This is a genomic window from Faecalimonas hominis (assembly GCF_054660755.1).
The window spans coordinates 24,192-48,456 of sequence record NZ_BAAHSH010000040.1 but is presented as its reverse complement, the minus strand read 5'-3'; the positions used below and the strand labels follow the sequence as shown (position 1 = coordinate 48,456).

At 39.8% G+C, this 24,265-nt stretch carries 20 protein-coding genes and 6 tRNA genes; 22 read left to right on the top strand and 4 right to left on the bottom strand.

The genetic code is table 11. From position 1 onward, the window contains the following. The first annotated feature begins 26 nt into the window (after nucleotides 1-26). The 10 genes from ACYQ35_RS07845 (at nucleotide 27) to ACYQ35_RS07800 (ending at nucleotide 6,106) form a co-directional block, all read left to right on the top strand. A tRNA-Thr gene (locus tag ACYQ35_RS07845) sits at nucleotides 27-99 on the top strand. A gap of 51 nt (nucleotides 100-150) precedes the next feature. After that, nucleotides 151-224, top strand: a tRNA-Ile gene (locus tag ACYQ35_RS07840). A gap of 19 nt (nucleotides 225-243) precedes the next feature. After that, a tRNA-Asp gene (locus tag ACYQ35_RS07835) sits at nucleotides 244-317 on the top strand. A 42-nt stretch (nucleotides 318-359) separates the two neighbouring features. Beyond that, nucleotides 360-432: transfer RNA gene (locus ACYQ35_RS07830), tRNA-Val, on the top strand. A 4-nt stretch (nucleotides 433-436) separates the two neighbouring features. Next, nucleotides 437-523, top strand: a tRNA-Leu gene (locus tag ACYQ35_RS07825). Nucleotides 524-538: 15 nt separating this feature from the next. Then, a tRNA-Arg gene (locus ACYQ35_RS07820) sits at nucleotides 539-612 on the top strand. 164 nt (nucleotides 613-776) lie between these two features. Further along, nucleotides 777-2,009 carry a 6-phosphofructokinase gene (locus ACYQ35_RS07815; RefSeq protein ID WP_459831964.1) on the top strand — a complete coding sequence of 411 codons (1,233 nt, stop codon included), beginning with the start codon at nucleotides 777-779 and terminating at the stop codon, nucleotides 2,007-2,009. 171 nt (nucleotides 2,010-2,180) lie between these two features. Further along, nucleotides 2,181-2,693: an N-acetyltransferase family protein gene (locus ACYQ35_RS07810; RefSeq protein ID WP_459831958.1), complete on the top strand. Its 513-nt coding sequence runs from the start codon at nucleotides 2,181-2,183 to the stop codon at nucleotides 2,691-2,693. A 234-nt stretch (nucleotides 2,694-2,927) separates the two neighbouring features. After that, nucleotides 2,928-4,163 (top strand): hypothetical protein, encoded by a 1,236-nt coding sequence (locus tag ACYQ35_RS07805; RefSeq protein ID WP_459831955.1) that lies wholly within the window; start codon nucleotides 2,928-2,930, stop codon nucleotides 4,161-4,163. Between the two features lie 11 nt (nucleotides 4,164-4,174). Further along, nucleotides 4,175-6,106, top strand: coding sequence for a hypothetical protein (locus ACYQ35_RS07800; RefSeq protein ID WP_459831952.1), 1,932 nt, complete (start codon nucleotides 4,175-4,177; stop codon nucleotides 6,104-6,106). Between the two features lie 184 nt (nucleotides 6,107-6,290). Here the strand turns inward: ACYQ35_RS07800 and ACYQ35_RS07795 are convergent, their stop codons facing one another. Further along, complete coding sequence (locus ACYQ35_RS07795; RefSeq protein ID WP_009462242.1) at nucleotides 6,291-7,511, bottom strand: 6-phosphofructokinase; 1,221 nt, start codon at nucleotides 7,509-7,511, stop codon at nucleotides 6,291-6,293. Between the two features lie 160 nt (nucleotides 7,512-7,671). On the opposite strand from ACYQ35_RS07795, the gene ACYQ35_RS07790 reads away from it, so the two are divergent. The 5 genes from ACYQ35_RS07790 to nrdG all read left to right on the top strand — a co-directional run bounded on the left by ACYQ35_RS07790 (nucleotide 7,672) and on the right by nrdG (nucleotide 13,589). Next, the gene (locus ACYQ35_RS07790) at nucleotides 7,672-8,688 is read left to right on the top strand and encodes a glycosyltransferase family 2 protein (protein ID WP_009462244.1); all 1,017 of its coding nucleotides are present in this window, start codon (nucleotides 7,672-7,674) and stop codon (nucleotides 8,686-8,688) included. A 62-nt stretch (nucleotides 8,689-8,750) separates the two neighbouring features. Continuing rightward, a complete protein-coding gene (locus ACYQ35_RS07785; protein WP_459831947.1) occupies nucleotides 8,751-10,475 on the top strand; it encodes a S8 family peptidase in 1,725 nt (574 codons plus the stop codon). Nucleotides 10,476-10,626: 151 nt separating this feature from the next. Then, nucleotides 10,627-12,912 carry an anaerobic ribonucleoside triphosphate reductase gene (locus ACYQ35_RS07780; RefSeq protein ID WP_459831968.1) on the top strand — a complete coding sequence of 762 codons (2,286 nt, stop codon included), beginning with the start codon at nucleotides 10,627-10,629 and terminating at the stop codon, nucleotides 12,910-12,912. A 13-nt stretch (nucleotides 12,913-12,925) separates the two neighbouring features. After that, nucleotides 12,926-13,081 (top strand): anaerobic ribonucleoside-triphosphate reductase, encoded by a 156-nt coding sequence (gene nrdD, locus ACYQ35_RS07775; RefSeq protein ID WP_009462250.1) that lies wholly within the window; start codon nucleotides 12,926-12,928, stop codon nucleotides 13,079-13,081. Further along, entirely contained in the window at nucleotides 13,074-13,589 is a 516-nt protein-coding gene (nrdG, locus tag ACYQ35_RS07770; RefSeq protein WP_009462252.1) for an anaerobic ribonucleoside-triphosphate reductase activating protein, read from the top strand. Before nrdD ends, nrdG begins: the two co-directional genes overlap by 8 nt. A gap of 41 nt (nucleotides 13,590-13,630) precedes the next feature. Here nrdG and ACYQ35_RS07765 read toward each other — a convergent pair whose 3' ends face one another. Then, on the bottom strand, nucleotides 13,631-14,164 hold the full coding sequence (locus tag ACYQ35_RS07765) for a prolyl-tRNA synthetase associated domain-containing protein (RefSeq protein ID WP_009462254.1): 534 nt from the start codon (nucleotides 14,162-14,164) through the stop codon (nucleotides 13,631-13,633). A 125-nt stretch (nucleotides 14,165-14,289) separates the two neighbouring features. Between ACYQ35_RS07765 and ACYQ35_RS07760 the strand changes: the two genes are divergently transcribed. Both ACYQ35_RS07760 and ACYQ35_RS07755 read left to right on the top strand, forming a co-directional pair. After that, on the top strand, nucleotides 14,290-16,029 hold the full coding sequence (locus ACYQ35_RS07760) for an ABC transporter ATP-binding protein (RefSeq protein ID WP_009462256.1): 1,740 nt from the start codon (nucleotides 14,290-14,292) through the stop codon (nucleotides 16,027-16,029). Next, the gene (locus ACYQ35_RS07755) at nucleotides 16,022-17,758 is read left to right on the top strand and encodes an ABC transporter ATP-binding protein (RefSeq protein WP_009462258.1); all 1,737 of its coding nucleotides are present in this window, start codon (nucleotides 16,022-16,024) and stop codon (nucleotides 17,756-17,758) included. The genes ACYQ35_RS07760 and ACYQ35_RS07755 overlap by 8 nt, the downstream gene beginning before the upstream one ends. Here the strand turns inward: ACYQ35_RS07755 and ACYQ35_RS07750 are convergent. Then, nucleotides 17,755-18,567, bottom strand: coding sequence for a MerR family transcriptional regulator (locus tag ACYQ35_RS07750; RefSeq protein WP_009462260.1), 813 nt, complete (start codon nucleotides 18,565-18,567; stop codon nucleotides 17,755-17,757). The genes ACYQ35_RS07755 and ACYQ35_RS07750 overlap by 4 nt on opposite strands. A gap of 87 nt (nucleotides 18,568-18,654) precedes the next feature. Between ACYQ35_RS07750 and ACYQ35_RS07745 the strand changes: the two genes are divergently transcribed. From ACYQ35_RS07745 to nrdR, 5 genes are all read left to right on the top strand, one after another. Next, on the top strand, nucleotides 18,655-19,983 hold the full coding sequence (locus ACYQ35_RS07745; protein ID WP_459831937.1) for an MATE family efflux transporter: 1,329 nt from the start codon (nucleotides 18,655-18,657) through the stop codon (nucleotides 19,981-19,983). Nucleotides 19,984-20,063: 80 nt separating this feature from the next. Further along, complete coding sequence (locus ACYQ35_RS07740) at nucleotides 20,064-20,837, top strand: ABC transporter ATP-binding protein (RefSeq protein WP_009462264.1); 774 nt, start codon at nucleotides 20,064-20,066, stop codon at nucleotides 20,835-20,837. Next, complete coding sequence (locus tag ACYQ35_RS07735) at nucleotides 20,838-22,061, top strand: ABC transporter permease (RefSeq protein ID WP_009462265.1); 1,224 nt, start codon at nucleotides 20,838-20,840, stop codon at nucleotides 22,059-22,061. 57 nt (nucleotides 22,062-22,118) lie between these two features. Continuing rightward, nucleotides 22,119-22,379 carry a PRC-barrel domain-containing protein gene (locus tag ACYQ35_RS07730; protein WP_009462266.1) on the top strand — a complete coding sequence of 87 codons (261 nt, stop codon included), beginning with the start codon at nucleotides 22,119-22,121 and terminating at the stop codon, nucleotides 22,377-22,379. A 55-nt stretch (nucleotides 22,380-22,434) separates the two neighbouring features. Next, on the top strand, nucleotides 22,435-22,887 hold the full coding sequence (nrdR, locus tag ACYQ35_RS07725) for a transcriptional regulator NrdR (RefSeq protein WP_009462267.1): 453 nt from the start codon (nucleotides 22,435-22,437) through the stop codon (nucleotides 22,885-22,887). A 33-nt stretch (nucleotides 22,888-22,920) separates the two neighbouring features. On the opposite strand, the gene coaBC is transcribed toward nrdR, so the two are convergent. Further along, nucleotides 22,921-24,114: a bifunctional phosphopantothenoylcysteine decarboxylase/phosphopantothenate--cysteine ligase CoaBC gene (gene coaBC, locus ACYQ35_RS07720; protein WP_009462268.1), complete on the bottom strand. Its 1,194-nt coding sequence runs from the start codon at nucleotides 24,112-24,114 to the stop codon at nucleotides 22,921-22,923. Between the last annotated feature and the right edge of the window lie 151 nt (nucleotides 24,115-24,265).

Sequence of the window (24,265 nt, the reverse complement as noted above, 5' to 3'; positions counted from 1 at the left end):
CCGTAGGAGTCATTTAAACTAAATATGCCGACATGGCTCAATTGGCAGAGCAGCTGATTTGTAATCAGCAGGTTATCGGTTCAAGTCCGATTGTCGGCTTTTGCTTATGCAAATGATAAGCGGTCTTTTAGGCAAAGCATAAAAAGATTTGGACCTTTAGCTCAGTTGGTTAGAGCAATCGGCTCATAACCGATCGGTCCTGGGTTCGAGTCCCTGAAGGTCCACTTTTTTAAAAATGAATATGGCCCGGTGGCTCAGTTGGTTAGAGCGCCGCCCTGTCACGGCGGAGGTCGAGGGTTCGAGTCCCTTCCGGGTCGTTTATATCACTTGAGTGATATGATTAAAATTTAATATCCCATGGGATCATAGCTCAGCTGGGAGAGCACCTGCCTTACAAGCAGGGGGTCACAGGTTCGAGCCCTGTTGGTCCCATTATGCCGCAGTGGCGGAACAGGCAGACGCACAGGACTTAAAATCCTGCGGGACTTATACTCCCGTACCGGTTCGATTCCGGTCTGCGGCATATCTTTTAAATTATGTGGGCGTAGCTCAGCTGGATAGAGCGTTTGGCTACGGACCAAAAGGTCGGGAGTTCGAATCTTCTCGCCCACGTTATTAAAAGTTGAAAACACACTAGTCTTTTCGATTAGTGTGTTTTTTTGTATGGAAAATATGAAATTATGCAAAATACATAAAAAATCACATATTACCTTTACAAAATAGTCATAATGCACTAAACTAATGTTATTAGACAAGAAAACGGAGGTACTTGCATTATGAAGGGAAATGTAATTGTAGGACAATCGGGAGGCCCGACAGCAGCAATCAACTCTAGTTTGGCAGGAGTATACAGAACAGCCAAAGATAGAGGAGCAAAAAAAGTGTATGGAATGAGATATGGTATTCAAGGTCTGTTGGAAGAGAAATATATTGATCTTTCCGAACACATTACAAATGAATTGGACGCTGAAATTTTAAAGAGAACACCCGCAGCGTACTTAGGTTCATGCAGATATAAACTTCCTGAAATTCATGAAGATATGACTCTGTATGAGAAAATTTTTGAAATTCTAAACCGCTTAGAGATAGAAGCATTCATTTATATCGGTGGAAATGATTCTATGGATACAATTAAGAAATTATCTGATTATGCTATTATAACAGGTCAGCCGACAAGATTTATCGGCTGCCCAAAGACAATAGATAATGATTTGGCTTTGACTGACCATACGCCGGGATTCGGAAGTGCGGCGAAATATATTGGAACATCGGTCAAAGAGATTATTTGTGATAGTTTTTGTTTGGAATATCATAAAGGGTTAGTGACGATTGTAGAAGTGATGGGACGAAATGCGGGCTGGCTTACCGGCGCGGCAGCACTGGCAAAAGGGGAGGATTGTGCGGGTCCGGATTTAATTTATCTTCCGGAACTTACTTTTGATGTAGAGAAATTTATGGACAAAATAAAAGAACTGCTTAAAAAGAAATCTTCAGTTGTTGTTGCTGTTTCAGAAGGAATTAAACTGGAAGATGGACGTTATGTATGTGAATTGGGAGCAAATGTAGATTTTGTTGATGCTTTTGGACATAAACAACTGACAGGAACGGCAAGTTATTTGGCAAGCAGAGTGGCAGGTGAGATTGGCTGCAAAACAAGGGCAATTGAGTTGAGTACACTGCAAAGAGCAGCGTCTCACTGTGCGTCAAGAGTTGATATATTGGAAGCATATCAAGTAGGCGGAGCGGCAGTAAAAGCCGCTGATGAAGGTGATTCCGGTAAGATGGTTGTTCTGGAAAGACGTTCCGATGATCCATATCAGTGCGGAACAGAGGTAAAAGATGTACACAAAATTGCTAATGATGAGAAAGTAGTTCCGAGAGAATGGGTGAATAAAGAAGGAACCTATGTTACAGATGAATTTGTAACTTATGTCAGACCACTGATTCAAGGAGATGTATCGCCGGTTATGGTGGACGGAATTCCGCGACACTTAAACAGACCAAGATAAAGGAAAGCAGGGAAGCACATTTTGATTGTGTTTCCCTATGTATTCCTTATTTTTGTGCAAAAGTTATCTTGTTTTTAAGGTGAAAGTAGAGCATAGTAGAAGTACTTTTACAGTTGAGTTTCAGAGGTAAGAGTTGTTTTAGGACAAGAAAAACAAAAGGAGAAAATTATTATGCAGAATGTAACATTTAGAGAACCTGTTATAGAAGATGCAAAAGAGATTGTTGATTTTTATAACTATGTAGGTGGAGAAACTTCTTTTTTAAGTTTTGAAAAAGATGAGTACCCATTAGATGTGGAAGGACAGAAAGAAAGTATCCAGGCTACAAATGAATCACCAATTAATACAATGCTTTTAGCTATTGTTGACGGAAAGATTGTAGGAATTGGAACAATCAGTTCAAGCCATAAAATTAAATCAAGACATAGCGGAGAGTTAGGTATTGTTGTGGCACAGGAATATCAGGGAAAAGGTATTGGAACAAGTATTATCCAGCAGTTAATTGATTGGGCAAAGGGGAATGGAGTTACAACAAGAATTCAGTTAGATACACGTACGGACAATGAATTGGCAGTGAAATTATATCAAAGTTTCGGATTCGAGATAGAAGGCTGCTTAAAGAACAGTACATTATTAGATGGAAAATACTATGATTTATATGTCATGGGAATGATGCTAAAATAATATCGTTTTGATGAGGGAGCATAACTATGTTATGTTCCTTTATTAGTATTCTGAGTTGCGCAAATAAATTTGATGTCTTTTTGTGCAAAAAGACATCTTGCTTTTATGGAGAATTTGCAGTATAGTAAAATTACTTTCAAATCTGAAATATGCATTTCTATTGCAGACAAAATCATTTATTCAAGTTCATGAAAATTATTTCCACTATTAGAATATCAAAGAAGGAGGTAGAGCGTGTCCGAGAAAGAAGGATATGAAGTAATAAAGTTTGTGGAGCGGGGAAATGATTGCTATATAGTTGCTGACTATGTAGAGGGAGTTACCTTATATCATTGGATACAACTGCATAAAGAGTTGGAAAAGGTGATATTAAACAAGTGGATTAGGGAATTAATCCGGCAGTTAAGTTTATTTCGAAGGCAGAAAGATAATCCGAAATATACTTATTTGAATCCGCATTGTATTGTGATAACGGAAGAAAAAGAAATTATGCTTTTTTATCCCGGAGAAAATGTTCCACGTTTAAAAGGAAAATTTGCAAAACAGTTTCAATCTGATAGTCCTACTCAGGACGTTGATTTATATTGTCTGGGAAGGACAATACAATTTATTATGGCACATGAGGAATGTGTCCCACATCTGAAGAAAAGAGAAGAAATAAGACTCTTAACATTTATTAAGAAATGTCTGGAAAGTAACCGCAAAAAACAATTAAAAAATATTTTTTCATTAGAGAAAAAGTCGATTAAAAAGAAAATAAAATGGATACCCATTGTGTTGGGAAGCGCTATTTTTGTTATCGGTATAACCGTTTCCACGGAAAAAGAAAAAAAGCCGTGTAAAAATGAAACCGATTATTTTGAACTGGGAATGTATTATTTTTTGGAACAGAAAGATTATACGCAAAGTAAATTATATTTTCAGAAGGCAAAAAAGCAGGAGAAAAGTGCAGATGCTTATGTGAAATTATCGGAGTTTATGCTGAATCAGTCTGATGATAAAGATATGGAAAAAGTTTTAAGAAAGATAGAGAAAGAAGCGGATAAAGAGAAAAAAATAGAGAAAAAGCTGATGTTGGCAAGAGGTTGTGTGTTGCTGGAAATGGATTGGGCATATGAAATGATTGTGGAAATGTATTTGAACAATCCGCAGGAAGTTTCAGAAGAACGATTGAAAGAATGGAATGAATATAAAGCGCTGGCATATGAAAAACTTTCTTTATGGAAAGAAGCGGGAACGCAGTATCGGATTTTAAATGAGCAGGAAAAGAAAAGAGAAGAGAAAGAAAAGATGTACAGAGAAAAATATATGGAGATGGATATAAATTATTTGAAAGAACTGTGGAAGGAAGAGTCTTTTACTATGGAAGAAAAACAAAGTATTTTGCAAAATATGGTAAAGGAAAATCCGCAGATGAAAGAAGAAGAGTCCTTTATACGATTTCTACAGGATAATCATATTCAGATTTAAGGGAGGTTAATATGAACAGAAGAAAATTAGGTGTAATTATTTTTATATTGCTTATTCTTTATGGTCTAAGTGCGATGGCTGTTGCCGAGGAGGGAGAGGAAGAACTACATATTGAATACGAAGAGCCAAACGGAAAAAATCAGTATTATACGAAAAAACCGACGGTAACCGTTTATCATGGAGGCAAAGATGTTATAACGAAAATTCAACTGAAACAGGAAGAGGAAATACTGTTGGAGAAAACGATAGATAATGGGGAAAAAGAGTTTCGGATTGAAGGTGAAGAATTTAAGGAAGGCAGGCATATATTGTGTGTATGGCAGGAAAATGAAAAAGGAGAAGTGATAGAGGAAACGAAAATAGAAAGAGAATTTCATATTGATACTGTTTCGCCTGAAAAAACAGTATTTCAATACGAGGGGAGCAGCGAAGGAGAAATATTATATTTTCAAAAAGAAACAGTAGTAAAATTACAGGCAAAAGATAATGGAGCAGGCGTAGAAAATATTTTTTATCAGATAGGAAAAGGGGAAACAAAGAAGGAGAGTGCAGATGAGATACAGATAGAACTGCCTAAAGAATTTAAGGGGGAAATTACCGCATGGGTGGAGGATAAAGCGGGAAATCGGGGAGATACGGCAGTATCGAAATACATTGTATGCGATGCAAAACTGCCGCAGATAGAAATACATACGGATCTGGAAGAAGGAAAATGGTATTCTCAAAATGTAAACGCAGAGATTATAGTGGAAGAAAATGGTGTTTCATCAGGGGTAGCATCTATCCGCTGCTATTTTAACGGGAAACTGGTAAAAGAAATTGAAAAACTGCCGGAGTTTTGCCAAAGTGAGCGGGTGAAACTGCAAATCAAAGAACTTGGAGAACTTTTAGTTGAAGTAAGGGATTATGCAGGTAATATTTCATGGAAAAAGCAAAAAATGCTTATTGATAAGGAAAAACCGGAGATTACTGTTTCAGGAAGTTATCCGAATATGATTACGAGCAGGACGGTGCATTTAGAAATCAGTGCAAAGGACAGAAAGCAGTTACAGGAAGCCTCTTTTATAGTAAAAAGAAAAAATGATGCAGGAGAAAGTGTTTTCTCAGAGAAAAAAGAAACAAAGTTTGTAAAGAATAGTTGGATAACAGATTTGGAAATTGAGGAAGACGGTATTTATACCATCGAACTAAAAGCCGTTGATATGGCAGGAAATGTGGAGAGAAAAGAGGAAAAGATAATTGTTGATAAGACAAATCCGATTATTCGCTATGTGGAGGATTTGGACGGGAAATGGATAAAGAGTTTTGAATGGAGGTACCCGCTTTCAGAGTTTATTTTTGATTTAACAAAATTTCGATATGAAATTCGGCTGGACGGGAAAATGCAGACATTGTTTCTGACTGAAAGAAAAGAGGGAAAACATATATTTTATGTAAAGGCGACAGATGTTGCGGGAAATGAAGCGGTTGCAAGAGCAGAATTTGTTATAGACCATACAAAACCTGAAATTTTTGTGGAAGGAGCAGCGGATAACGAATCATATGAAGAAAAAACAGAGATAAAGTTAGGGGTAAAAGACAGTACGGAAAGATTGGAAGAAGTGTGGATTAATGGAGAAAAGCAGAAAACAGATGCGGACAGTAAACTGTTTCGGTTTACTGCAGATGAGATAAGAGACTATAATATAGTTGCGCGCGCAGTTGATCTGGCGGGAAATCAGTCGGTAAAAAATATCAATTTTTCCATTATGGAGAAGAAAAATATATTGGAAAAAGTATTTGCTCCAACTGAGACGGAAAAACCGAAAAATCAAAAGGAGAAGAAAGAACACAAAAAGCAAGAGGTATATCTCATAGCAGGTATTGTAATATTGGCGATGATGGGGATTATGTTCGGATATAAAATGAAAAAAAGACCTCATAAAAGGGAGGATGCCGAGTAACCACTTGCATGATCCTCGGCATATATTATGAAAAAGTTTATTCAAAATAGTATAATGTATACTAACTAATTGGTTTGGTTTATCAAAGTTTCATTTGATAGTATAAGTATATGCGAAAGAAGTGAAGAAAAAGTGTTAAACAAATGAAACTTTTTTGAATGATAAATGAACAAATTGTGAACAACTATTTTCTGAAAGCAAAATGTGGAAGTCCGTTTTGCATAGGAATTTCCACTTCTCCCTGAATAAGCGGTGAGGCGTAATTGATAAATTCATCGCTTATATTTGAACCGTTTTCCGTAATCCAGTCAATAGGAACCCCTTTTTCTTTGTTACAGATTGCAGTTACATCTGCTGTTGTGCATTCCATCACATATGGATTGGAAGAAACTCTTTTGAAAGAAATCATTTTCCCTGTTTCTCCTGCGAGGGCAGAGTTTACACCGAAAGCACCGCCTGCAACGGCTTCGTCCAAATCTGTTTTAGAGAGGCAGGAAGAAGAACAGCGCTGGCTTACGTTTAATTCAACTGAGCGGACTTTAACACCTACTTTTTCCTTTACTAAGTTCTCCAAATATTTTCCTGAACCTGTGAGCATTTTATGACCAAATGTATCCACTCCTACATCGCTTGCATATTCGCAGATGAAAGTTCCGTTTCCATCATGAATACCTTCGGATACACATACAATTAAGTTTGTAGTTGTTTCTAAAGAATGTTTTACTTTCTCAATAAAGTCTTCCTGATTAAAAGCAACTTCAGGAAGATAGATAAGAACAGGATTATCTCCTTCAAACTTTCTTGCTAATGCACTGGCAGCAGTGAGCCAGCCTGCGTGTCGTCCCATAATTTCCACGATGGTAACTGATTTTTTGTTATCGTATACAGAAGCATCAATAGCGATTTCACGAACTGTTGTTGCAACATATTTTGCGGCACTGGCAAATCCCGGAGTGTGATCTGTTTCGACAAGATCATTGTCAATTGTTTTTGGAATACCGATGATGCGGATATCACTCTGAACAGATTCGGCATATCTGGACAGTTTGCTTACGGTATCCATAGAGTCATTTCCTCCGATGTAGAAGAAGTAGCCGATATTTTTACTGTTGAATTTTTCAAAAAGTGCAGGATATACAGGATCTGATAAATCTTCAGGTAATTTAAAACGACATGAGCCGAGGTAAGCGCCGGGTGTTGTTTTTAATAATTCCAGTTCGCCTGTAGAAACGAGGGAATTCATTTCCATTACTTCGTCATGAAGAAAACCTTCAATTCCGTTTATCATACCGTATACAATTTCTATATCATCTGATTTTTTTAAGGATTCAGATACAACTCCATATAAACTTCCGTTGATTACAGCGGTAGGGCCGCCGGACTGTCCGACAATTACATTTTTCATTACTAAGTTCCTCCTAATTTATTCTCACTCCAAATAAATGGGTTCATTGGTATTAACTATATTAATATAAATGAAAATAGGAGAATTTACAATAATACAGTTGGAAATTCTCTAAAAATACATTATACTATATAGTATTGTTATAAATGGGAGGTACGAGATGAAATATCTAACTTTTGCAATCCCGTGTTATAATTCAGCGGAATATATGAGCCATGCGGTTGATTCTATTTTAGTTGGGGGAGAAGATGTAGAAATTTTAATTGTCAATGATGGTTCACAAGATGAGACACTGCAGATTGCAAAGAAATATGAAGAAAAATATCCTGATATCATCAGAGTGATTGATAAGGAAAATGGCGGTCACGGTGATGCGGTGAACGCGGGTTTGAGAAATGCGACGGGAAAATACTTTAAGGTAGTAGACAGTGATGACTGGGTGGACGAGCAGTCTTTAAAGAAGATTTTAGATACTTTACATAGTTGGGAAGAGGAGAAGCAGGAAGTAGATATGCTTATTTCTAACTATGTGTATGAAAAAGTCGGTGTGAAGAATAAACGAGTGATCCATTATAGGAATGTTTTGCCGGAAAATAAAATTTTTGGCTGGAGTGATGTAGGGCATTTTGGAATTGCACAGTATATTTTGATGCATTCAGTTATTTATCGGACGGATCTTCTTAAATTAAATCAATTGGAATTGCCGAAACATACATTTTATGTAGATAATATTTATGTGTATTATCCGCTTCCGCATGTAAAGAAAATATATTATTTAGATGTCAACTTTTATCGCTATTATATAGGAAGAGAAGACCAGTCTGTGAATGAGCAGGTAATGATAGGGCGTATTGACCAGCAGATTTTTGTCACGAAAACAATGATAGATATGTATTATCTGCGAAGAATAGGCAATAAAAAGTTGAGAAATTATATGATAAACTATCTGGCTATTATGATGACGGTGTCATCTATCTTATGTATTCGCTCTAAAAAAGAGGAAAACTTGGAGAAGAAGAAAGAACTTTGGAACTATTTAAAAACAAAGGACTATAAAGTATACTGGAAGATTCGATACAGTATATTGGGACAGACCATTAATCTTCCGGGAAAATCAGGAAGAAAAATTTCTTCCTTTGTATATATTGTGGCAAGACAGTTAATCGGATTTAATTAAAAGGTATAAAAATTTGAACGGTATCATATATATCATTTGAGAAATATTTTTCAGGTCGATATATGAATGGACAGAAACTAGAAAATATGTTGAATCTGGCATTAGATGCGACAGAGGAAGAGCGGGAAAAATCACTGGAATTGGACGTGGGTTATAATCCTGTGGAAAGAATATGGGATTTGATTGTGAAATATTCGGGGAACTTGGACAGGGTCAGAGAATTAGGTGCGGAAGTGGTTGAACTGCAGAATGAATTTGCAATTGTTACCATAGCGGAAACTCTGATTGAAAGTCTGGCGCTCCTTCCTGAAATAGAATATATTGAGAAACCAAAACGGTTATTTTTTGAAACAGCAAATGGAAGGCGGGTATCCTGTATCAGTTCGGTGCAGAATGCCCGTCCGTTTTTATTTGGAAAAGGTGTTTTGGTGGGGGTTATTGATTCGGGGATAGCCTATGCAAATGAAGATTTCAGAAAAGAGGACGGAAGCACAAGAATTCGCGTATTGTGGGATCAAAGCATTTCGGGAAACCCTCCTGAACACTACAGCATCGGAACAGAATATACAGAGGAACAGATTAATGACGCATTGCGGCAGGAAAGCAGAAGTGAACAGTTGAAAATTGTTCCGAGTATAGATACGTCGGGACACGGGACGGCAGTGGCGGGGATTGCTGCGGGAAATGGCAGGGGCAGCGTCGGAAATGTTCAAAAGGGGGTTGCGTCAGAGAGTGAGTTGGTTATAGTCAAATTGGCAAGTCCGAGAAAAGACGGATTTCCAAGAACAACGGAGTTAATGCAGGCGATTGATTATGTTGTGCGAAAAGCGAGAGAATTTGAGATGCCTATAGCAATCAATATCAGTTTTGGAAACACCTATGGGTCACATGACGGAACGAGCCTGTTGGAGAGGTTTATCGATGACATTTCTAATTATTGGAAGAGCGTTATTTGTATAGGGAGTGGAAATGAGGGAGCGAGTGCAGGACATACATCAGGACAGGTGCAGAGGGGAGTTGACACGGTTGTCCAGTTGGCAATACAGGAAAGCGAGCAGACGGTAAACTTACAATTATGGAAACAATATTCTGATGTTATGGAAATTTCATTAATTTCTCCATCAGGTGTGCGAATAGGACCGTTTCAGGAGATTTTAGGTTCACAGAGATTTTCAATAGGAAAAACGGAATTACTTGTTTATTATGGCGAGCCAAGTCCTTATAGTACGAACCAAGAAATTTATATTGATTTTCTTCCAAAGGATACATATATTACGGCAGGTATATGGGAGATTGTTTTAACACCGCGACAGATAGTCACGGGAGAATTTGAAATGTGGCTTCCTAGTGAAAATGTATTGAATAAAGGAACGGCCTTTTTATACCCGTCAGAGAGAAAGACATTAACGATTCCATCAACGGCAGACAGAGTTATATCGGTTGGTGCGTATGATGCGTTGACATTTACTTATGCAGATTTTTCGGGACGTGGAGGAGATGGAAAACCGGATTTGGTTGCTCCGGGAGTTCGGGTTGTTGCTCCGACAAGGGAGGGAACTTATGAAGCAGTGAGCGGAACATCTTTTGCCACTCCGTTTGTGACGGGAGGGGCAGCACTTTTGATGGAGTGGGGAATTGTGCAGGGAAATGATCTGTATTTGTATGGGGAAAAGGTGAAGGCGTATTTACAACGGGGGGCTAGACCGCTGCCTGCTTTTACAGAGTATCCGAACAGGCAGGTGGGATATGGAGCGCTGTGTGTGCGGGATAGTTTACCGTTTTTCTAAAAAATTGATACGCCCTGCAATGCGGAATGATACCTTGCAAGTCGTTATAATTTGAATTTTCATAGTCTTCTCCCGCTGAATGTGTTATAATAAAAAGCAGTTGTTTCATGACAAAAAGAAAAGAAGCAGTTGAAAGGAAATGATGAACATCATGGTGAAAAGTATTAAAAAGCGGGACGGGAGAATTGTTCTGTACGATGAAAGTAAAATTGCATCAGCCGTTTTGAAGGCGATGGAGGCGGCGGGAGAAGGAGATGCGACAGATGCCGCGCAGGTTGCAAATGATGTGCATATGGAACTGGAGAAACTTCCGGAAGATATGCCGCCTCAGATTGAACAGGTTCAGGACGCTGTAGAGAGGGAATTGATGAAAAACGGATTTGAACAGTCCGCAAAGAAATTTATTTTATATCGTGCAAAGAGAACGAATATTCGCGAGGCAAATACGAGTCTGATGAGAACGATTGATGAAATCACAAATGTCGACGCGCGCTTAAGTGACATGAAAAGAGATAATGCGAATATTGATGGGAATACGTCTATGGGAAGTATGCTTCAGATTGGGGCTGCGGGGGCAAAAAGTTACAATGCGGCATATCTGCTGACGGAAGAGCAGGCAAAGGCATATTTAAACGGAGACATACATATTCACGATTTTGATTTTTACTCGCTGACAACAACCTGTACACAGATTGATATTGTGAGATTGTTTAAAGGCGGATTTTCTACAGGACACGGCGTAATCCGTGAACCGCAGAGCATTCATAGTTATGCAGCGCTGGCAGCGATTGCCATTCAGTCAAATCAAAATGACCAGCACGGAGGACAAAGCATTCCAAATTTTGATTATGGGCTGGCAAAAGGTGTTGCAAAAACATTTGCGAAACTGTATACGGTAAAGTTGACGGAATCACTGGAAGATGCGTTGGAATCAGACAACGAGTCGGAGATAGTAAAAGAAATTTTGCAGCAGGCAACAGAGGAATTCGGACACAGGCCGTGTTTGGAGAAAGATGAGGAAGCGTTTGATGCTTTTATTGCGGAGGAACTTATCGGACGATGCGGTTTAGACACGCATAAGGCGAAACAGGTTGTGGCTACAACGAGAAGAAGAGCGGTGAGACAGACGGAGAATGAGACGTATCAGGCAATGGAAGGATTTGTGCATAACTTAAATACAATGCACAGCCGTGCGGGAGCGCAGACCCCGTTTTCTTCCATAAACTATGGAACGGATACATCTCCGGAGGGACGTATGGTTATCCGGAATGTTCTTTTGGCAACTGATGCGGGGCTGGGCAACGGAGAAACCTGTATTTTCCCTATACACATTTTTAAAGTAAAAGAGGGCGTAAATTATAATGAGGGTGACCCGAACTATGATTTGTTCCGGTTAAGTTGTAAAGTCAGTGCGAAACGGCTTTTTCCGAATTATGTCTTTTTGGATTCGCCTTTCAATCTGCAATATTATAAGCCGGGACACCCGGAAACAGAGGTTGCAACAATGGGGTGCCGTACCCGTGTAATCGGAAACTATTGCCATAAAGATAAAGAGATTTCGTATTCCAGAGGTAATCTTTCCTTTACATCTCTTAATCTTCCGAGAATAGCCATTGAAAGTAATCATGACGAGAAAGTTTTTTATGAGAAACTGGACAAGATGATGGAATTGGTTGCGCAACAGTTGTATGACAGATTTGAGATTCAGGCGAAGAAACACGTTTACAATTATCCATTTCTTATGGGACAGGGCGTGTGGCTTGATTCGGACAAGTTGGGACCGAACGATGAAGTGCGTGAAGTGTTAAAACATGGAACGCTGTCTATTGGATTTATCGGACTGGCGGAAACGCTGACGGCGCTTTACGGTCATCATCACGGGGAAAGCGAGGAGATGCAAAAGAAAGGTCTTGAAATTATCGGACATATGAGAGAATTTACGGATCGGGAATCAGAGAGAAGAAATCTGAATTATACGTTGTTGGCAACTCCGGCGGAGGGACTTTCCGGAAGATTTGTGAAAATGGATAAAAAGCGTTATGGTGTTATTAAAAATGTAACGGACAGAGAATACTATACAAACAGTTTTCACGTTCCGGTTTGGTACGATATTTCCGCCTACGATAAAATATATAAAGAAGCCCCATATCATGCTCTGACAAATGCGGGACATATCAGTTATGTGGAATTGGACGGAGACACTGCAAAGAATGTGGAGGCATTTGAGAGTGTTATTCGCTGTATGCACGATGCGGGAATCGGCTATGGAAGTGTGAACCACCCGGTTGATCGTGATCCGGCCTGCGGATATGTAGGCGTGATTGATGATGTCTGCCCGAGATGCGGAAGACGTGAAGGGGAGGCAATCAGTGAAGAAAAATTGGAGGAACTTCGTAAACTGTATCCGAATATGCCGCAATTTTACGGTTGTGAATAAAGGAGGAAGAAAGATGGAACAGAGAAACAGATTAGGACAAGATGTTGGGTTTGAACGTATCAGAAGAATTACCGGATATTTAGTGGGAACAATGGATAAATGGAATGACGCCAAAAAAGCGGAGGAGAAAGACCGTGTAAAACACGGACTTGGAAAAACAAATGCTTAGACTTGCAGGGATTGTAAATGACAGTATTGTGGACGGACCGGGAATACGGATAACTATTTTCGGTCAGGGTTGCCCACATCATTGTCATGGCTGCCAGAACCCGGAAACGTGGAGTGATACGGACGGTACGTTAGTGGACGAGCGGGAAGTCGTGCAGATGATAGAGACGAATCCATTGGCGAAAGGGGTAACTTTTTCCGGTGGAGAGCCGTTTGCACAGGCGGAAAGTTTCAATGTTTTGGCGGAATTGTTAAAAGATAAAGGATATGAAGTGGCAAGTTATTCAGGATATACCTTTGAAGAATTGTTAAATGGCACGGAGGAACAGAGAGGGCTTCTGAAGAAAATTGATGTGTTGATTGACGGAAGATATGAAGAGGATAAAAAAAGTCTGAACATTATCTACAGGGGAAGTGTCAATCAGAGAATAATAGATGTGCCGGAAAGTTTAAAACAGGGAACGGCTGTTGAGATAACGGGCGGCCGCTGGGCAGGAGAATATTTATAGAGGTGTCGCATGGCGGCACCTCGTTTTTGTGTATATGGAAGTTATAAAGTAACCAATGTCGGTGTATGTCCGGTATATGTAAGGAATTTTTCTAAAATATCGGAAGTTTTAAGTTTTAAACTGGAAGTATTTACGCAAGGGTGACAGCCTATATATTCACCTTCCAGTAAATCTTTATCAATAATTAGAGTCACCTGTTTTTCCACATCGTTCATCAAGCCGAGTACACTGACTGAGCCGGGAGTAATATCGAGAAATTTCTCCATATATTCCGCCTCGGCAAAAGAAAGACGGGAAATACCGAGTTGTTTTGATAAGTTTTTTGTCAGAAATTTTTTATCTCCGGGCATGAGAAGGAGAAAGAAAGTCGTTTTCTGCCGGTTGCAGAGAAAAAGATTTTTACACATGGTTACCTGCAGTTTCTCATCTATTTTCTCGCATGCCTCCATTGTATCGGCAACTTCGTGGTCCATACGTTCAAAAGGAATTTGTAGTTTTTCCAGCAATTGATACACACGCATTTCTTTTGGAAGCCGGTGATTATCTGTTGGAGCAGTTGTAAATATTTCGTCCATAATGGGAATCCTCCTTATATATTGTCTGTTGTCAGTATAGACAATTTCAGGGGAAATGACAAGTTGAAGAGAGAAAATGTTCGTGGTAAAATAGTGAGTCAGAAGAAATAAAAGAAGGGGAAGAAATGAGAAAGTTATTAAAATATTTAAGGCATTACAAAAAAGAAAGTATTATTGGCCCGCTGTTCAAATTATTGGAAGCATGTTTTGAATTAACGGTTCCGATTATTATGGCGAGAATGATTGATGTGGGGATAAAAAATCAAAATATGTCATTTGTGTGGAAAATGGGTGGAATTTTAGTTGCTTTTGGTGTGCTTGGACTTGCATGTTCCCTCACTGCCCAATATTTTGCAGCGAAAGCAGCTGTAGGATTTGGAACGGAACTGAGAGAAGACTTCTTCAGGCATATCGGACGCCTTTCCTACCGTGAACTGGATATGGTGGGAAATGCCACGCTTGTGACGAGGATAACAAGTGACATCAATCAGGTACAGTCAGGGGTAAATCTTGTACTCCGATTATTTTTGCGCTCTCCTTTTATTGTGGTGGGAGCGATGGCGATGGCGTTTACCATCAGCGTAAAACTGGCGTTGATTTTTGTTGTGGCAGTGCCGCTTCTTTCCGTAGTCATTTACGGAATTATGATATGGACAATACCGTTATATAGAAAAGTGCAGAAAAGACTGGAAAAGGTTATGCTGATGACGAGAGAAAATCTGTCGGGAGTTCGTGTTGTCAGAGCGTTTCGCATGCAGGAAAGGGAAAAAGAGGAGTTTCGTCAGGAGACGAAAAATCTGATGCATATGCAGATTTTCGTGGGGAAAATATCGGCGCTTTTAAATCCGATAACCTATTTGATTGTAAACGGGGCGACGATTTTAATTGTGTGGTTCGGCGGTCAGGAAGTTTATTACGGTAATCTTTCTCAGGGAGAAATAGTGGCGCTTGTAAATTATATGTCACAGATTCTGCTTGCACTGGTTGCACTGGCAAATTTAATTATCACATTTACAAAAGCGCTCGCATCGGCAGAGCGTATCAATGAAGTGCTTGCGCTGGAGACATCAATTCACGGTGGAGACGGTGTGGCAGAAGAAACGAAAAACGGTGAAATGAAAATTGAATTGGACAAAGTGAGCATGATGTACTACGGAGATAAGGAAGAAGTTCTATCAGATATTACCCTGTCCGTAAAGAGAGGAGAAACAGTTGGTATTATCGGCGGAACCGGATCGGGAAAAACAACGCTTATCAATCTTCTGCCAAGATTTTATGATGTCTTTTCGGGAAGTGTGAAGATAGACGGAAGAGATGTAAAAGAGTATGATTTAACAGCGTTGCGGGAGAAATTTGGCATTGTGCCGCAGAAGGCAGTTTTATTTCACGGGACAATCCGTGACAATATGCTGTTTGGAAATGAAAATGCCTCCGATGAGGAAATCTGGGAGGCTCTTCGCATCGCGCAGGCGGGAAACATAGTGAAAGATAAGGAAAAAGAGTTGGATACCATTGTGCAGGAAGGCGGAAAAAATCTATCCGGCGGTCAGAAACAGCGCCTGACAATAGCGAGGGCATTGGTGAGAAAACCGGAGATACTGATTTTGGACGACAGTACATCGGCGCTTGATTTTGCCACAGATGCAAAGTTGAGAAAAGCGATAGCGAAACATACGGATTCCATGACGGTCTGCATTGTCTCGCAGAGAGTAATGTCTATGATGAAAGCGGACAAGATTTTTGTTTTGGATAAAGGAAAACTTGTGGGCAGCGGAACTCATGGGGAACTGCTGAAAAACTGTGAAGTGTACAGGGAAATCTGTTCTTCTCAACTTTCTAAGGAGGAGGTGTCCGACCATGCGTAAACAATATGACACGATAAAGAAAGTGATTTATCTGCTGAAACCATATTTGCCGATTCTCATCTTATCGCTTGGGTTTGCCGTAGCGACAGTTCTCTGTACGCTGTACGCACCGATTCTTATCGGGCAGGGAGTAGATTTGATTTTAGGAAAAGGAAAAGTAGATTTTCAGGGGATAACGGAGATTTTAATGAAGTTGGCAGCGGTGACAATTCTTACAAGTATAACGCAGTGGCTGATGAATTTGTGTAATAACCGCATCACATATCGGGTTGTGAATGACGTGAGGACAGATGCATTTGAACATTTACAGAAATTGCCCCTAAAATATATTGATTCACATCAGTATGGCGAAATTATAAGCAGGGTTATTACAGATGTGGAACAGTTTTCTGACGGATTGTTGATGGGATTTTCACAGTTATTTACGGGAATAGTGACTATTGTAGGAACACTTATTTTCATGGTGTCCATTCATTTTCAGATTTCACTGATTGTTATTTTGATCACACCGCTTTCTTTCTTTGTGGCAGGTTTTGTGGCAAAGAAAACATATATGATGTTTCGGAAACAATCGGAGGTTAGGGGGGAATTGACTTCCCTCACCGACGAGATTGTGGGAAATCAAAAAATCGTACAGGCATTTGGATATCAGGACAGAGCGATGAAACGCTTCAAGAAAGTGAATGAAGAATTGAAAGACTGTAGTGTAAAAGCTATTTTCTTTTCTTCCATAACAAATCCGACAACCCGATTTATCAACGGACTTGTCTATGCGGGTGTAGGGATTACCGGAGCGATTTTTGCCATTCACGGAAGAATCAGTGTCGGTCAGTTATCAAGTTTCTTAAGTTATGCAAATCAATATACGAAGCCGTTTAATGAGATTTCCGGTGTTGTCACGGAACTGCAAAATGCGTTGGCGTGCGCAAGACGGGTATTTGATTTTATGGAAGAACAGGAAGAAAAAGACGATGCAAAAGAGAAAGAAATATTGGAAAAGGCAGATGGAAATGTGGAATTAAAAGAGGTGTCTTTTTCATATCAGCCTGACAAAGAGTTGCTAAAAAATCTGAATCTCAATGTAAAAGCCGGACAGAAAATTGCCATTGTAGGACCTACGGGGTGTGGCAAGACAACATTGATTAATCTTCTAATGCGTTTCTATGATATAGACAGCGGTAAAATGGTTGTCAGCGGCAGAGATGTAAAGGATATAACAAAGGACAGTCTGCGTGCGAACTATGGAATGGTTCTGCAGGAAACATGGTTAAAGTCATGCAGCATTGCCGATAATATTGCATATGGAAAGCCCGATGCCACAAGAGAAGAAATTGAGCGGGCGGCAAAGAAGGCATTTGCTCACGGGTTCATACAGCGAATGGAAAACGGATACGATACCATTATCACGGAGGAGGGAGGAAATCTTTCTCAGGGGCAGAAGCAGTTAATCTGTATAGCGAGAGTTATGCTGCAGTTACCTTCCATGCTCATCTTAGATGAGGCGACCTCTTCCATAGACACGAGAACGGAAGTAAAAGTACAGGACGCTTTCCGACAGATGATGGAGGGAAGGACAAGTTTTATCGTGGCACACAGACTTTCCACCATACAGGAGGCAGACTGTATTTTGGTGATGCGTGACGGAAATATTATTGAACAGGGAAAACATGAAGAATTATTGCAAAAAGAAGGCTTTTACGCAGAACTGTATAAAAGCCAGTTTCATTAAAGTATCTGACAGGTCAGACGGGTGATGTAATCTTCCTCCTTCTGGAAGGTAAGGCTGTCAAATATACAGTCTTCATAAAAGTAGTCCCCAAGTGAGAGAGAATTGTCCTTCGCAAAACTTAACATTTTTTTATAAGTATTCCCCATTGTCTTCCAATGTCCTCTGTGGTAGGCAACAAGGTAGTCCCCTTCAGGTTTTATCTGATAGGGGATTTTTTTTGGTTTTTCGTCCAATAATTCATAGAAAATGCGGTAGCGGTGAAAAACCCCGTTTTGAATATCGGTCGTATTTTGTCTGTATCCGATGGGATCAAGACTTTTTACCCCATTTTCCTCACAGTAATTAAACAATTCCCCGATTTTTTCTGCCCAAACACGCTCATCGTCCAGTGTCGATTCCGATTGTATCATATATTTTTCAGATTCATGTACAACGGAAACTTTCTCAATATTTGTCTGAAGTAGTGTATCAATATGGCAGCGTTTTTTCTCTATCCAGTTTTTCATGTGTGTCAATTTTTTAATCTGCTTATCAATAAGCTGACTTTCTTTCTGAAAAAGTTCCAAAAGATGATGAGGACTTCGGCTGTTCATATATGTTTTGATTTCTTCCAAAGGCATATTCAGTTCTCGCAGAATTTGAATGACATCAAACGCTTCCAACTGTTCTAATGAATAAAAACGATAACCGTTTTCTGCCTTTATGTCGGGAGAAAAAAGCTGAATCTTATCGTAGTAAAAGAGAGTATGTTTTGTCACTCCCGTCAGTTTTGCAAATTCCCCTGTTGTTAAATATCTGTTTGAATTCATGTTAGCCTCCTCTTGACTATAGACTTACTCTATAGTTTATCATAGTATGCGTGATGCGTAAATATATATGGAAAAGGGGGACATAGTATGTCAAATTCAATTTCAAAGGAGTTTAAATTCTTTTCGCTCCTTCGTTTTGCATTTCCGACTATGGTTATGATGGTATTTATGTCACTATATACAATCGTGGACGGAATTTTTATTTCAAGGCTGGTGGGGACAGACGCTCTTTCGGCGACGAATATCGTCTATCCTGCGATTAGTTTATTGATTGCCATAGGAGTTATGCTGGCAACGGGAGGAAGTGCCATTATTGCGAAAAAATTAGGAGAAAAGAAAGAAAAAGAAGCGTGTGAGGATTTTTCTTTTCTTGTTTTGGCAGCAGTTGTCATCGGAATTATTTTTATGGTTTTTGGAAATCTGTTTATCAATCCGATTGTGCGCCTGCTCGGAGCGACGGACGTTCTTATGGATTACTGTGTAGGATATTTGAGTGTCTGTCTGTTTTTAGCGCCTGCCTGTATACTGCAGTTAGTGTTTCAGACGTTCTTTGTGACGGCGGGGAAACCTGTCTTGGGACTTGCCCTCACAATAAGCGGTGGGATTGCAAACATGATTTTGGATTATGTGTTTATGGGCGTATTTCATATGGGAGTAGAAGGAGCGGCGCTTGCCACGGGGATCGGACAGTTAATTCCGGCTTTGGCAGGTATAATATATTTTCTTTTTGTCCGTCATTCACTCTATTTAGTGAAACCGAAAATAAGATGGTCTGTCTTGGCGGAAAGTTCTTTTAACGGTTCATCAGAAATGGTGACAAACCTTTCAGGGGCAATCGTAACCTTCCTATATAACATTATGATGTTGAAGTTAGTCGGAGAAGCGGGTGTTGCCGCGATTACCATTGTTCTGTACGGGCAGTTTTTATTTAATGCGCTGTACATGGGATTTTCGATGGGCGTTGCTCCTGTTATCAGTTACAACTACGGCAGCGGAAATCAGAGACTGTTAAAGAGGATTTTTAAAATCTGCGTTGGGTTTATCGCGATTTCCTCCATTATTGTGACTGTATTTGCTCTGGTAATGTCACCGGTCATCGTGGAGATTTTCACTCCGGTAGGAACGGAGACATATGCACTTGCCAAGACGGGATTTTTCCTGTTTTCTTTAAACTTTGTTTTTGCGGGAATCAATATTTTTTCTTCTTCTATGTTTACCGCATTTTCGGACGGAAAAACTTCTGCGATTATTTCTTTTGTCCGCACATTTGTTTTGATAGTGATAAATATTCTTGTACTTCCTACGTTAATTGGAGTAAACGGAGTGTGGCTTTCCGTACCTCTTGCGGAATTTATGAGCGTATTTTTGTCAGGGTATTTCTTTATCAGGAAGAAAGGAAAATACAATTATATGTAGATAGCATTTGCCTATTGACAAATGAAAAAGAAAAGCGTATTGTATTAGCATACTAATACAATAGGAAAGGGGAGGGAAAGATGATTGAGATTAAAAACCTTACCAAAGTATTTAAACTAAACAAAAAACAAATGAAAGAATCAAAGACGAAGAGCAATACAAAAGTTGCGGTGGATAATTTAAGCCTGACTGCAAATAACGGAGAAATCTACGGTCTGTTGGGACCAAACGGTGCAGGAAAGACAACGACGCTCAGATGTATTGCAACAATCATAAGAGCGACAGATGGGGAAATTTATGTGGCGGGACACGAAGTACAGAAAGAGGCGGAGGCTGTCCGCAACAGTATCGGTTTTCTGACAAGCGACATTAAACTGGATCCTCAGTTTTCACCGGACTATATGTTTGATTTTTTTGGAAGATTACATAATGTGCCAAAAGATGTACTGCGGGAGAGAAAAGAGGAACTGTTTACTTATTTTGGTATCAAGGATTTTGCTCATAAGCAGATTAAAGAATTGTCAACAGGTATGAAACAGAAAGCAGCCATCGCGGTTAGCTTAGTACATGATCCGGAAATTGTTATTTTCGACGAGCCGACAAACGGACTGGACATTGTGACGGCGAGAAGTGTTACGGATTATTTGAAGAAATTAAGAGACGAGGGAAAACTCGTTATTGTTTCCACCCATATTATGTCGGAGGCGGAGAAACTCTGTGACAGGATCGGGGTTATCATCGACGGAAAGAAAGTGGCAGAGGGAACCCTTGCCGAATTATTGGAAAGAACACATACAGATGATTTGGAAGATGCTTTCTTTGAACTGTATAAGGCGAGAAAGGGGGAAGCATAAATGAGTGGAATAAAAGAAATTTTCAAAAAAGAGATTGTCCGTGTATTTAAGGACAAAAAAATGGTATTTTCCGTATTCATTCTTCCGGTTGCCGCAATGCTCGGTGTACTGTATTTAATGGGAAATATTATGAGCAATATGCAGGACGACATTGAAGCGCATAAGTCCAAAGTATATATACAAAATGAACCGGCAGGATTTCAGGCATTTTGTGAGAGTGCAAAACTGGATATGCAAGTGGAAAATTCGGGGAATATAACAGAGAAACAGGAAAAGAAAATCAAACAGGAATTGAAAGACGGGAAGGCAGACTTGTTTATCGTATTCCCGGAAGGATTTGAAGAGGACATTAAAAACTATAAAAATGGGGACAAAGTTCCGCAGGTAACTGTCTACCACAATCCATCGGAGGAGTATTCTCAGGCAGCATACAACAAAATCGGAGTGCAGACGCTTGAGGCATACAGACAGACATTACTGAATGAAAGAGTTGGAGACATGAGCCGTATTTCCATTTTTACGGTAAATGCCGACACAAAAGAGACGATTATTCAGGACGACAATAAGGCGGGAGCGAAAGCGCTTGGAACAATGCTTCCATATCTTTTAACTCTTCTTTTATTCGCCGGAGCAATGTCAATCGGAACGGATATGATTGCAGGGGAGAAAGAAAGAGGAACGATGGCAAGCCTTTTGGTTACTCCGATAAAAAGAAGTTCGATTATTTTTGGAAAAGTGTTCGCCCTGATGGTAATATCAGGAATATCTGCAGTTGTTTCCGTTGTGGGAATGGTTGTAAGTATGCCGATTATTCAGGATCAGATGATGGGCGGAGCGACACAGGGAATGGATATGAAATGGAGTACGCAGCAGATTATTATGCTGGCAGTATTGATTATTGCACTGGCATTTCTGTATGCAACGATTATTGCTCTCGTATCCGTATTTGCAAAGACAATTAAGGAAGCAAACTCGTTTGTTATGCCGGTGTACATGATAGTTCTTGTAGTTGGATTACTGACAATGTACACGACAAAAGATCCGACAATGTCTTCATATTTTATTCCGTTCTATAACAGCGCCATTACACTGCAGGGTATTCTTACGCAGGAAGTGACAATGGTACAGTATGGAATCACCCTCGCCATTACATTGGGTGCAGGACTTGTTCTGACAGGTGTAATTGCAAAAGCATTTGAAAGCGAAAAAGTAATGTCAGCATAAGATTTATGATAGGCCGCATATACTACTAATAATATCAATAAGATAGGACGGTAGTGTATGCGGCTTTGTGAATTAAGAGAGAAAGAAGTGATTAATTCATGTGATTGTAAACGGCTTGGCTGTGTGGTGGATTTGGAAATTAATTTGTGTACCGGAAATGTAGAGGCAATTATTATTCCCGGACCGGGGCGGATATGCGGTTTTCTCGGCAATGACTCGGAGTATGTAATTCCGTTTGAATGTATTAAAAAAATAGGGGAAGACATTATTTTGGTGGAGATAAAAGAAGAAAAATTTCTGAAAAACTGTAAATATTGACAAGTTTCAGACGAACTTATATACTAGAGAAAACGAGTGAAAAGAGGGAAGAGAAATGAAATGCCCATATTGTAATCATGCGGATACAAGAGTTATCGATTCAAGACCGGCGGAGGACGGAACTTCTATTAGAAGAAGGCGTTCATGTGATGAGTGTGGCAAACGTTTTACCACATATGAGAAGATAGAGACCATTCCGCTTATCATTATTAAGAAAGACAATAATAGAGAACAGTATGATCGTTCAAAAATAGAGGCGGGCGTTCTTCGTGCCTGCTACAAACGTCCGGTTTCAGCGGAGGAGATACAGAAAACAATTGATGCTGTTGAGACGGAGATTTTTAAAAGAGAGGAGAAAGAAATTTCCAGCACGGTTATCGGAGAGATTGTTATGGAGAAACTGAAAGAATTAGATGCAGTTGCCTATGTAAGATTTGCTTCGGTATATCGTGAGTTCAAAGACGTGAACACATTCATGGCTGAGTTAAAGAAAATATTGGATAAATAAAAAAAGCGGGACAGTTTCCCGCTTCTTTCTATATTATGACAGTTTTTCCAGTATCGTATTTACGATTTCATTTGCCACATCATCTTTCGACATGACGTCAAGAGAACGCTCGCTGTCTTTTGTGATGAGAGTGACGATATTGGTATCCGTACCGAAACCTGCGCCGCTCTGTTTTAAATTGTTTGCAACAATCATATCTGCGTTCTTCTTTTCCAGTTTTCGTCTGGAGTTTTCCAGCATATTTTCGGTTTCCATTGAAAATCCGCATATAAATTGATTTTCTTTTTTGTTTTGTCCTAAATATTGCAGAATGTCATCTGTCCGTTCCAGTGGAATAGAAAGTTCGCTGTCCGATTTCTTCATTTTTTCTTCTGAAACCGTAATAGGGCGATAGTCTGCAACTGCAGCGGATTTGATAATAATATCCTGTGTTTTGGCGTGGCTGCATACAGTGTCAAACATCTCCTTTGCGGATACGACAGGGATAACGTGAACAAACGGTGGAGGGTCAATACTTGTCGGTCCGGTAACTAAAGTCACTTCCGCTCCACGCAGCATACAGTTTCTTGCGAGAGCATATCCCATTTTTCCCGTAGAGTGATTAGTGATATAGCGGACCGGGTCAATCGCTTCGCGGGTCGGACCGGCAGTGATGAGAACACGTTTGCCCTTCATATCTTTTTCAAATGCGATTTCTTTTAAAATATACTGCAGTAATACTTCAGGGGAAGGCATTTTCCCCTGTCCGATGTCTTCACAGGCAAGGAAACCGGTGTCTGCTTCGATGATTTCGAATCCATAGTGCTGCAATTTCTTCAAATTATCCTGCACGATGGGATTGCAGTACATATTTGTGTTCATCGCAGGGGAAACGATTTTTTTGCATCTGCACGCAAGAACGGTCGTGGTGAGCATATCGTCCGCAATGCCGTTTGCCATTTTGCCGATCACGTTGGCAGTTGCAGGGGCAATCAGAACAACGTCCGCACGCTTGGCGATGGAAACGTGTTCCACCTTATGCTGAAAATTGCGGTCAAATGTATCAATCAGACATTTATTTTTTGTTAGTGTCTCAAAAGCAATCGGGTGAATAAAATTTGTTGCATTCTCCGTCATAATTACTTGTACATCACAATGAAGTTTGACGAGCATGCTTGCCAGATTTGCGATTTTATATGCGGCAATCCCACCGGTTACGCCTAGAACAACGGTTTTTCCTTTTAACATAACGTACCTCCGTAATTTTTTCTATGTACGATTGTAGCATAATTTTGAAATGAACGCCAATGCTTTCAATGGAAAAATGGAAAACAAATATTGCGATAAAGAAATTAGCGTGCTATAATTACGCGGTATTGTATTGTATCTCGCAATGAGA

Coding starts and splice junctions, on each gene's coding strand:
- ACYQ35_RS07765 (WP_009462254.1), bottom strand. CDS start 14,164: ATGGACGAAATATTTACAACTGCTCCAACAGATAATCACCGGCTTCCA.
- ACYQ35_RS07730 (WP_009462266.1), top strand. CDS start 22,119: ATGCGGCTTTGTGAATTAAGAGAGAAAGAAGTGATTAATTCATGTGAT.
- ACYQ35_RS07790 (WP_009462244.1), top strand. CDS start 7,672: ATGAAATATCTAACTTTTGCAATCCCGTGTTATAATTCAGCGGAATAT.
- ACYQ35_RS07800 (WP_459831952.1), top strand. CDS start 4,175: ATGAACAGAAGAAAATTAGGTGTAATTATTTTTATATTGCTTATTCTT.
- nrdG (WP_009462252.1), top strand. CDS start 13,074: ATGCTTAGACTTGCAGGGATTGTAAATGACAGTATTGTGGACGGACCG.
- ACYQ35_RS07740 (WP_009462264.1), top strand. CDS start 20,064: ATGATTGAGATTAAAAACCTTACCAAAGTATTTAAACTAAACAAAAAA.
- ACYQ35_RS07810 (WP_459831958.1), top strand. CDS start 2,181: ATGCAGAATGTAACATTTAGAGAACCTGTTATAGAAGATGCAAAAGAG.
- ACYQ35_RS07750 (WP_009462260.1), bottom strand. CDS start 18,567: ATGAATTCAAACAGATATTTAACAACAGGGGAATTTGCAAAACTGACG.
- coaBC (WP_009462268.1), bottom strand. CDS start 24,114: ATGTTAAAAGGAAAAACCGTTGTTCTAGGCGTAACCGGTGGGATTGCC.
- ACYQ35_RS07760 (WP_009462256.1), top strand. CDS start 14,290: ATGAGAAAGTTATTAAAATATTTAAGGCATTACAAAAAAGAAAGTATT.
- ACYQ35_RS07735 (WP_009462265.1), top strand. CDS start 20,838: ATGAGTGGAATAAAAGAAATTTTCAAAAAAGAGATTGTCCGTGTATTT.
- nrdD (WP_009462250.1), top strand. CDS start 12,926: ATGGAACAGAGAAACAGATTAGGACAAGATGTTGGGTTTGAACGTATC.
- nrdR (WP_009462267.1), top strand. CDS start 22,435: ATGAAATGCCCATATTGTAATCATGCGGATACAAGAGTTATCGATTCA.
- ACYQ35_RS07745 (WP_459831937.1), top strand. CDS start 18,655: ATGTCAAATTCAATTTCAAAGGAGTTTAAATTCTTTTCGCTCCTTCGT.
- ACYQ35_RS07755 (WP_009462258.1), top strand. CDS start 16,022: ATGCGTAAACAATATGACACGATAAAGAAAGTGATTTATCTGCTGAAA.
- ACYQ35_RS07795 (WP_009462242.1), bottom strand. CDS start 7,511: ATGAAAAATGTAATTGTCGGACAGTCCGGCGGCCCTACCGCTGTAATC.
- ACYQ35_RS07780 (WP_459831968.1), top strand. CDS start 10,627: ATGGTGAAAAGTATTAAAAAGCGGGACGGGAGAATTGTTCTGTACGAT.
- ACYQ35_RS07785 (WP_459831947.1), top strand. CDS start 8,751: ATGAATGGACAGAAACTAGAAAATATGTTGAATCTGGCATTAGATGCG.
- ACYQ35_RS07815 (WP_459831964.1), top strand. CDS start 777: ATGAAGGGAAATGTAATTGTAGGACAATCGGGAGGCCCGACAGCAGCA.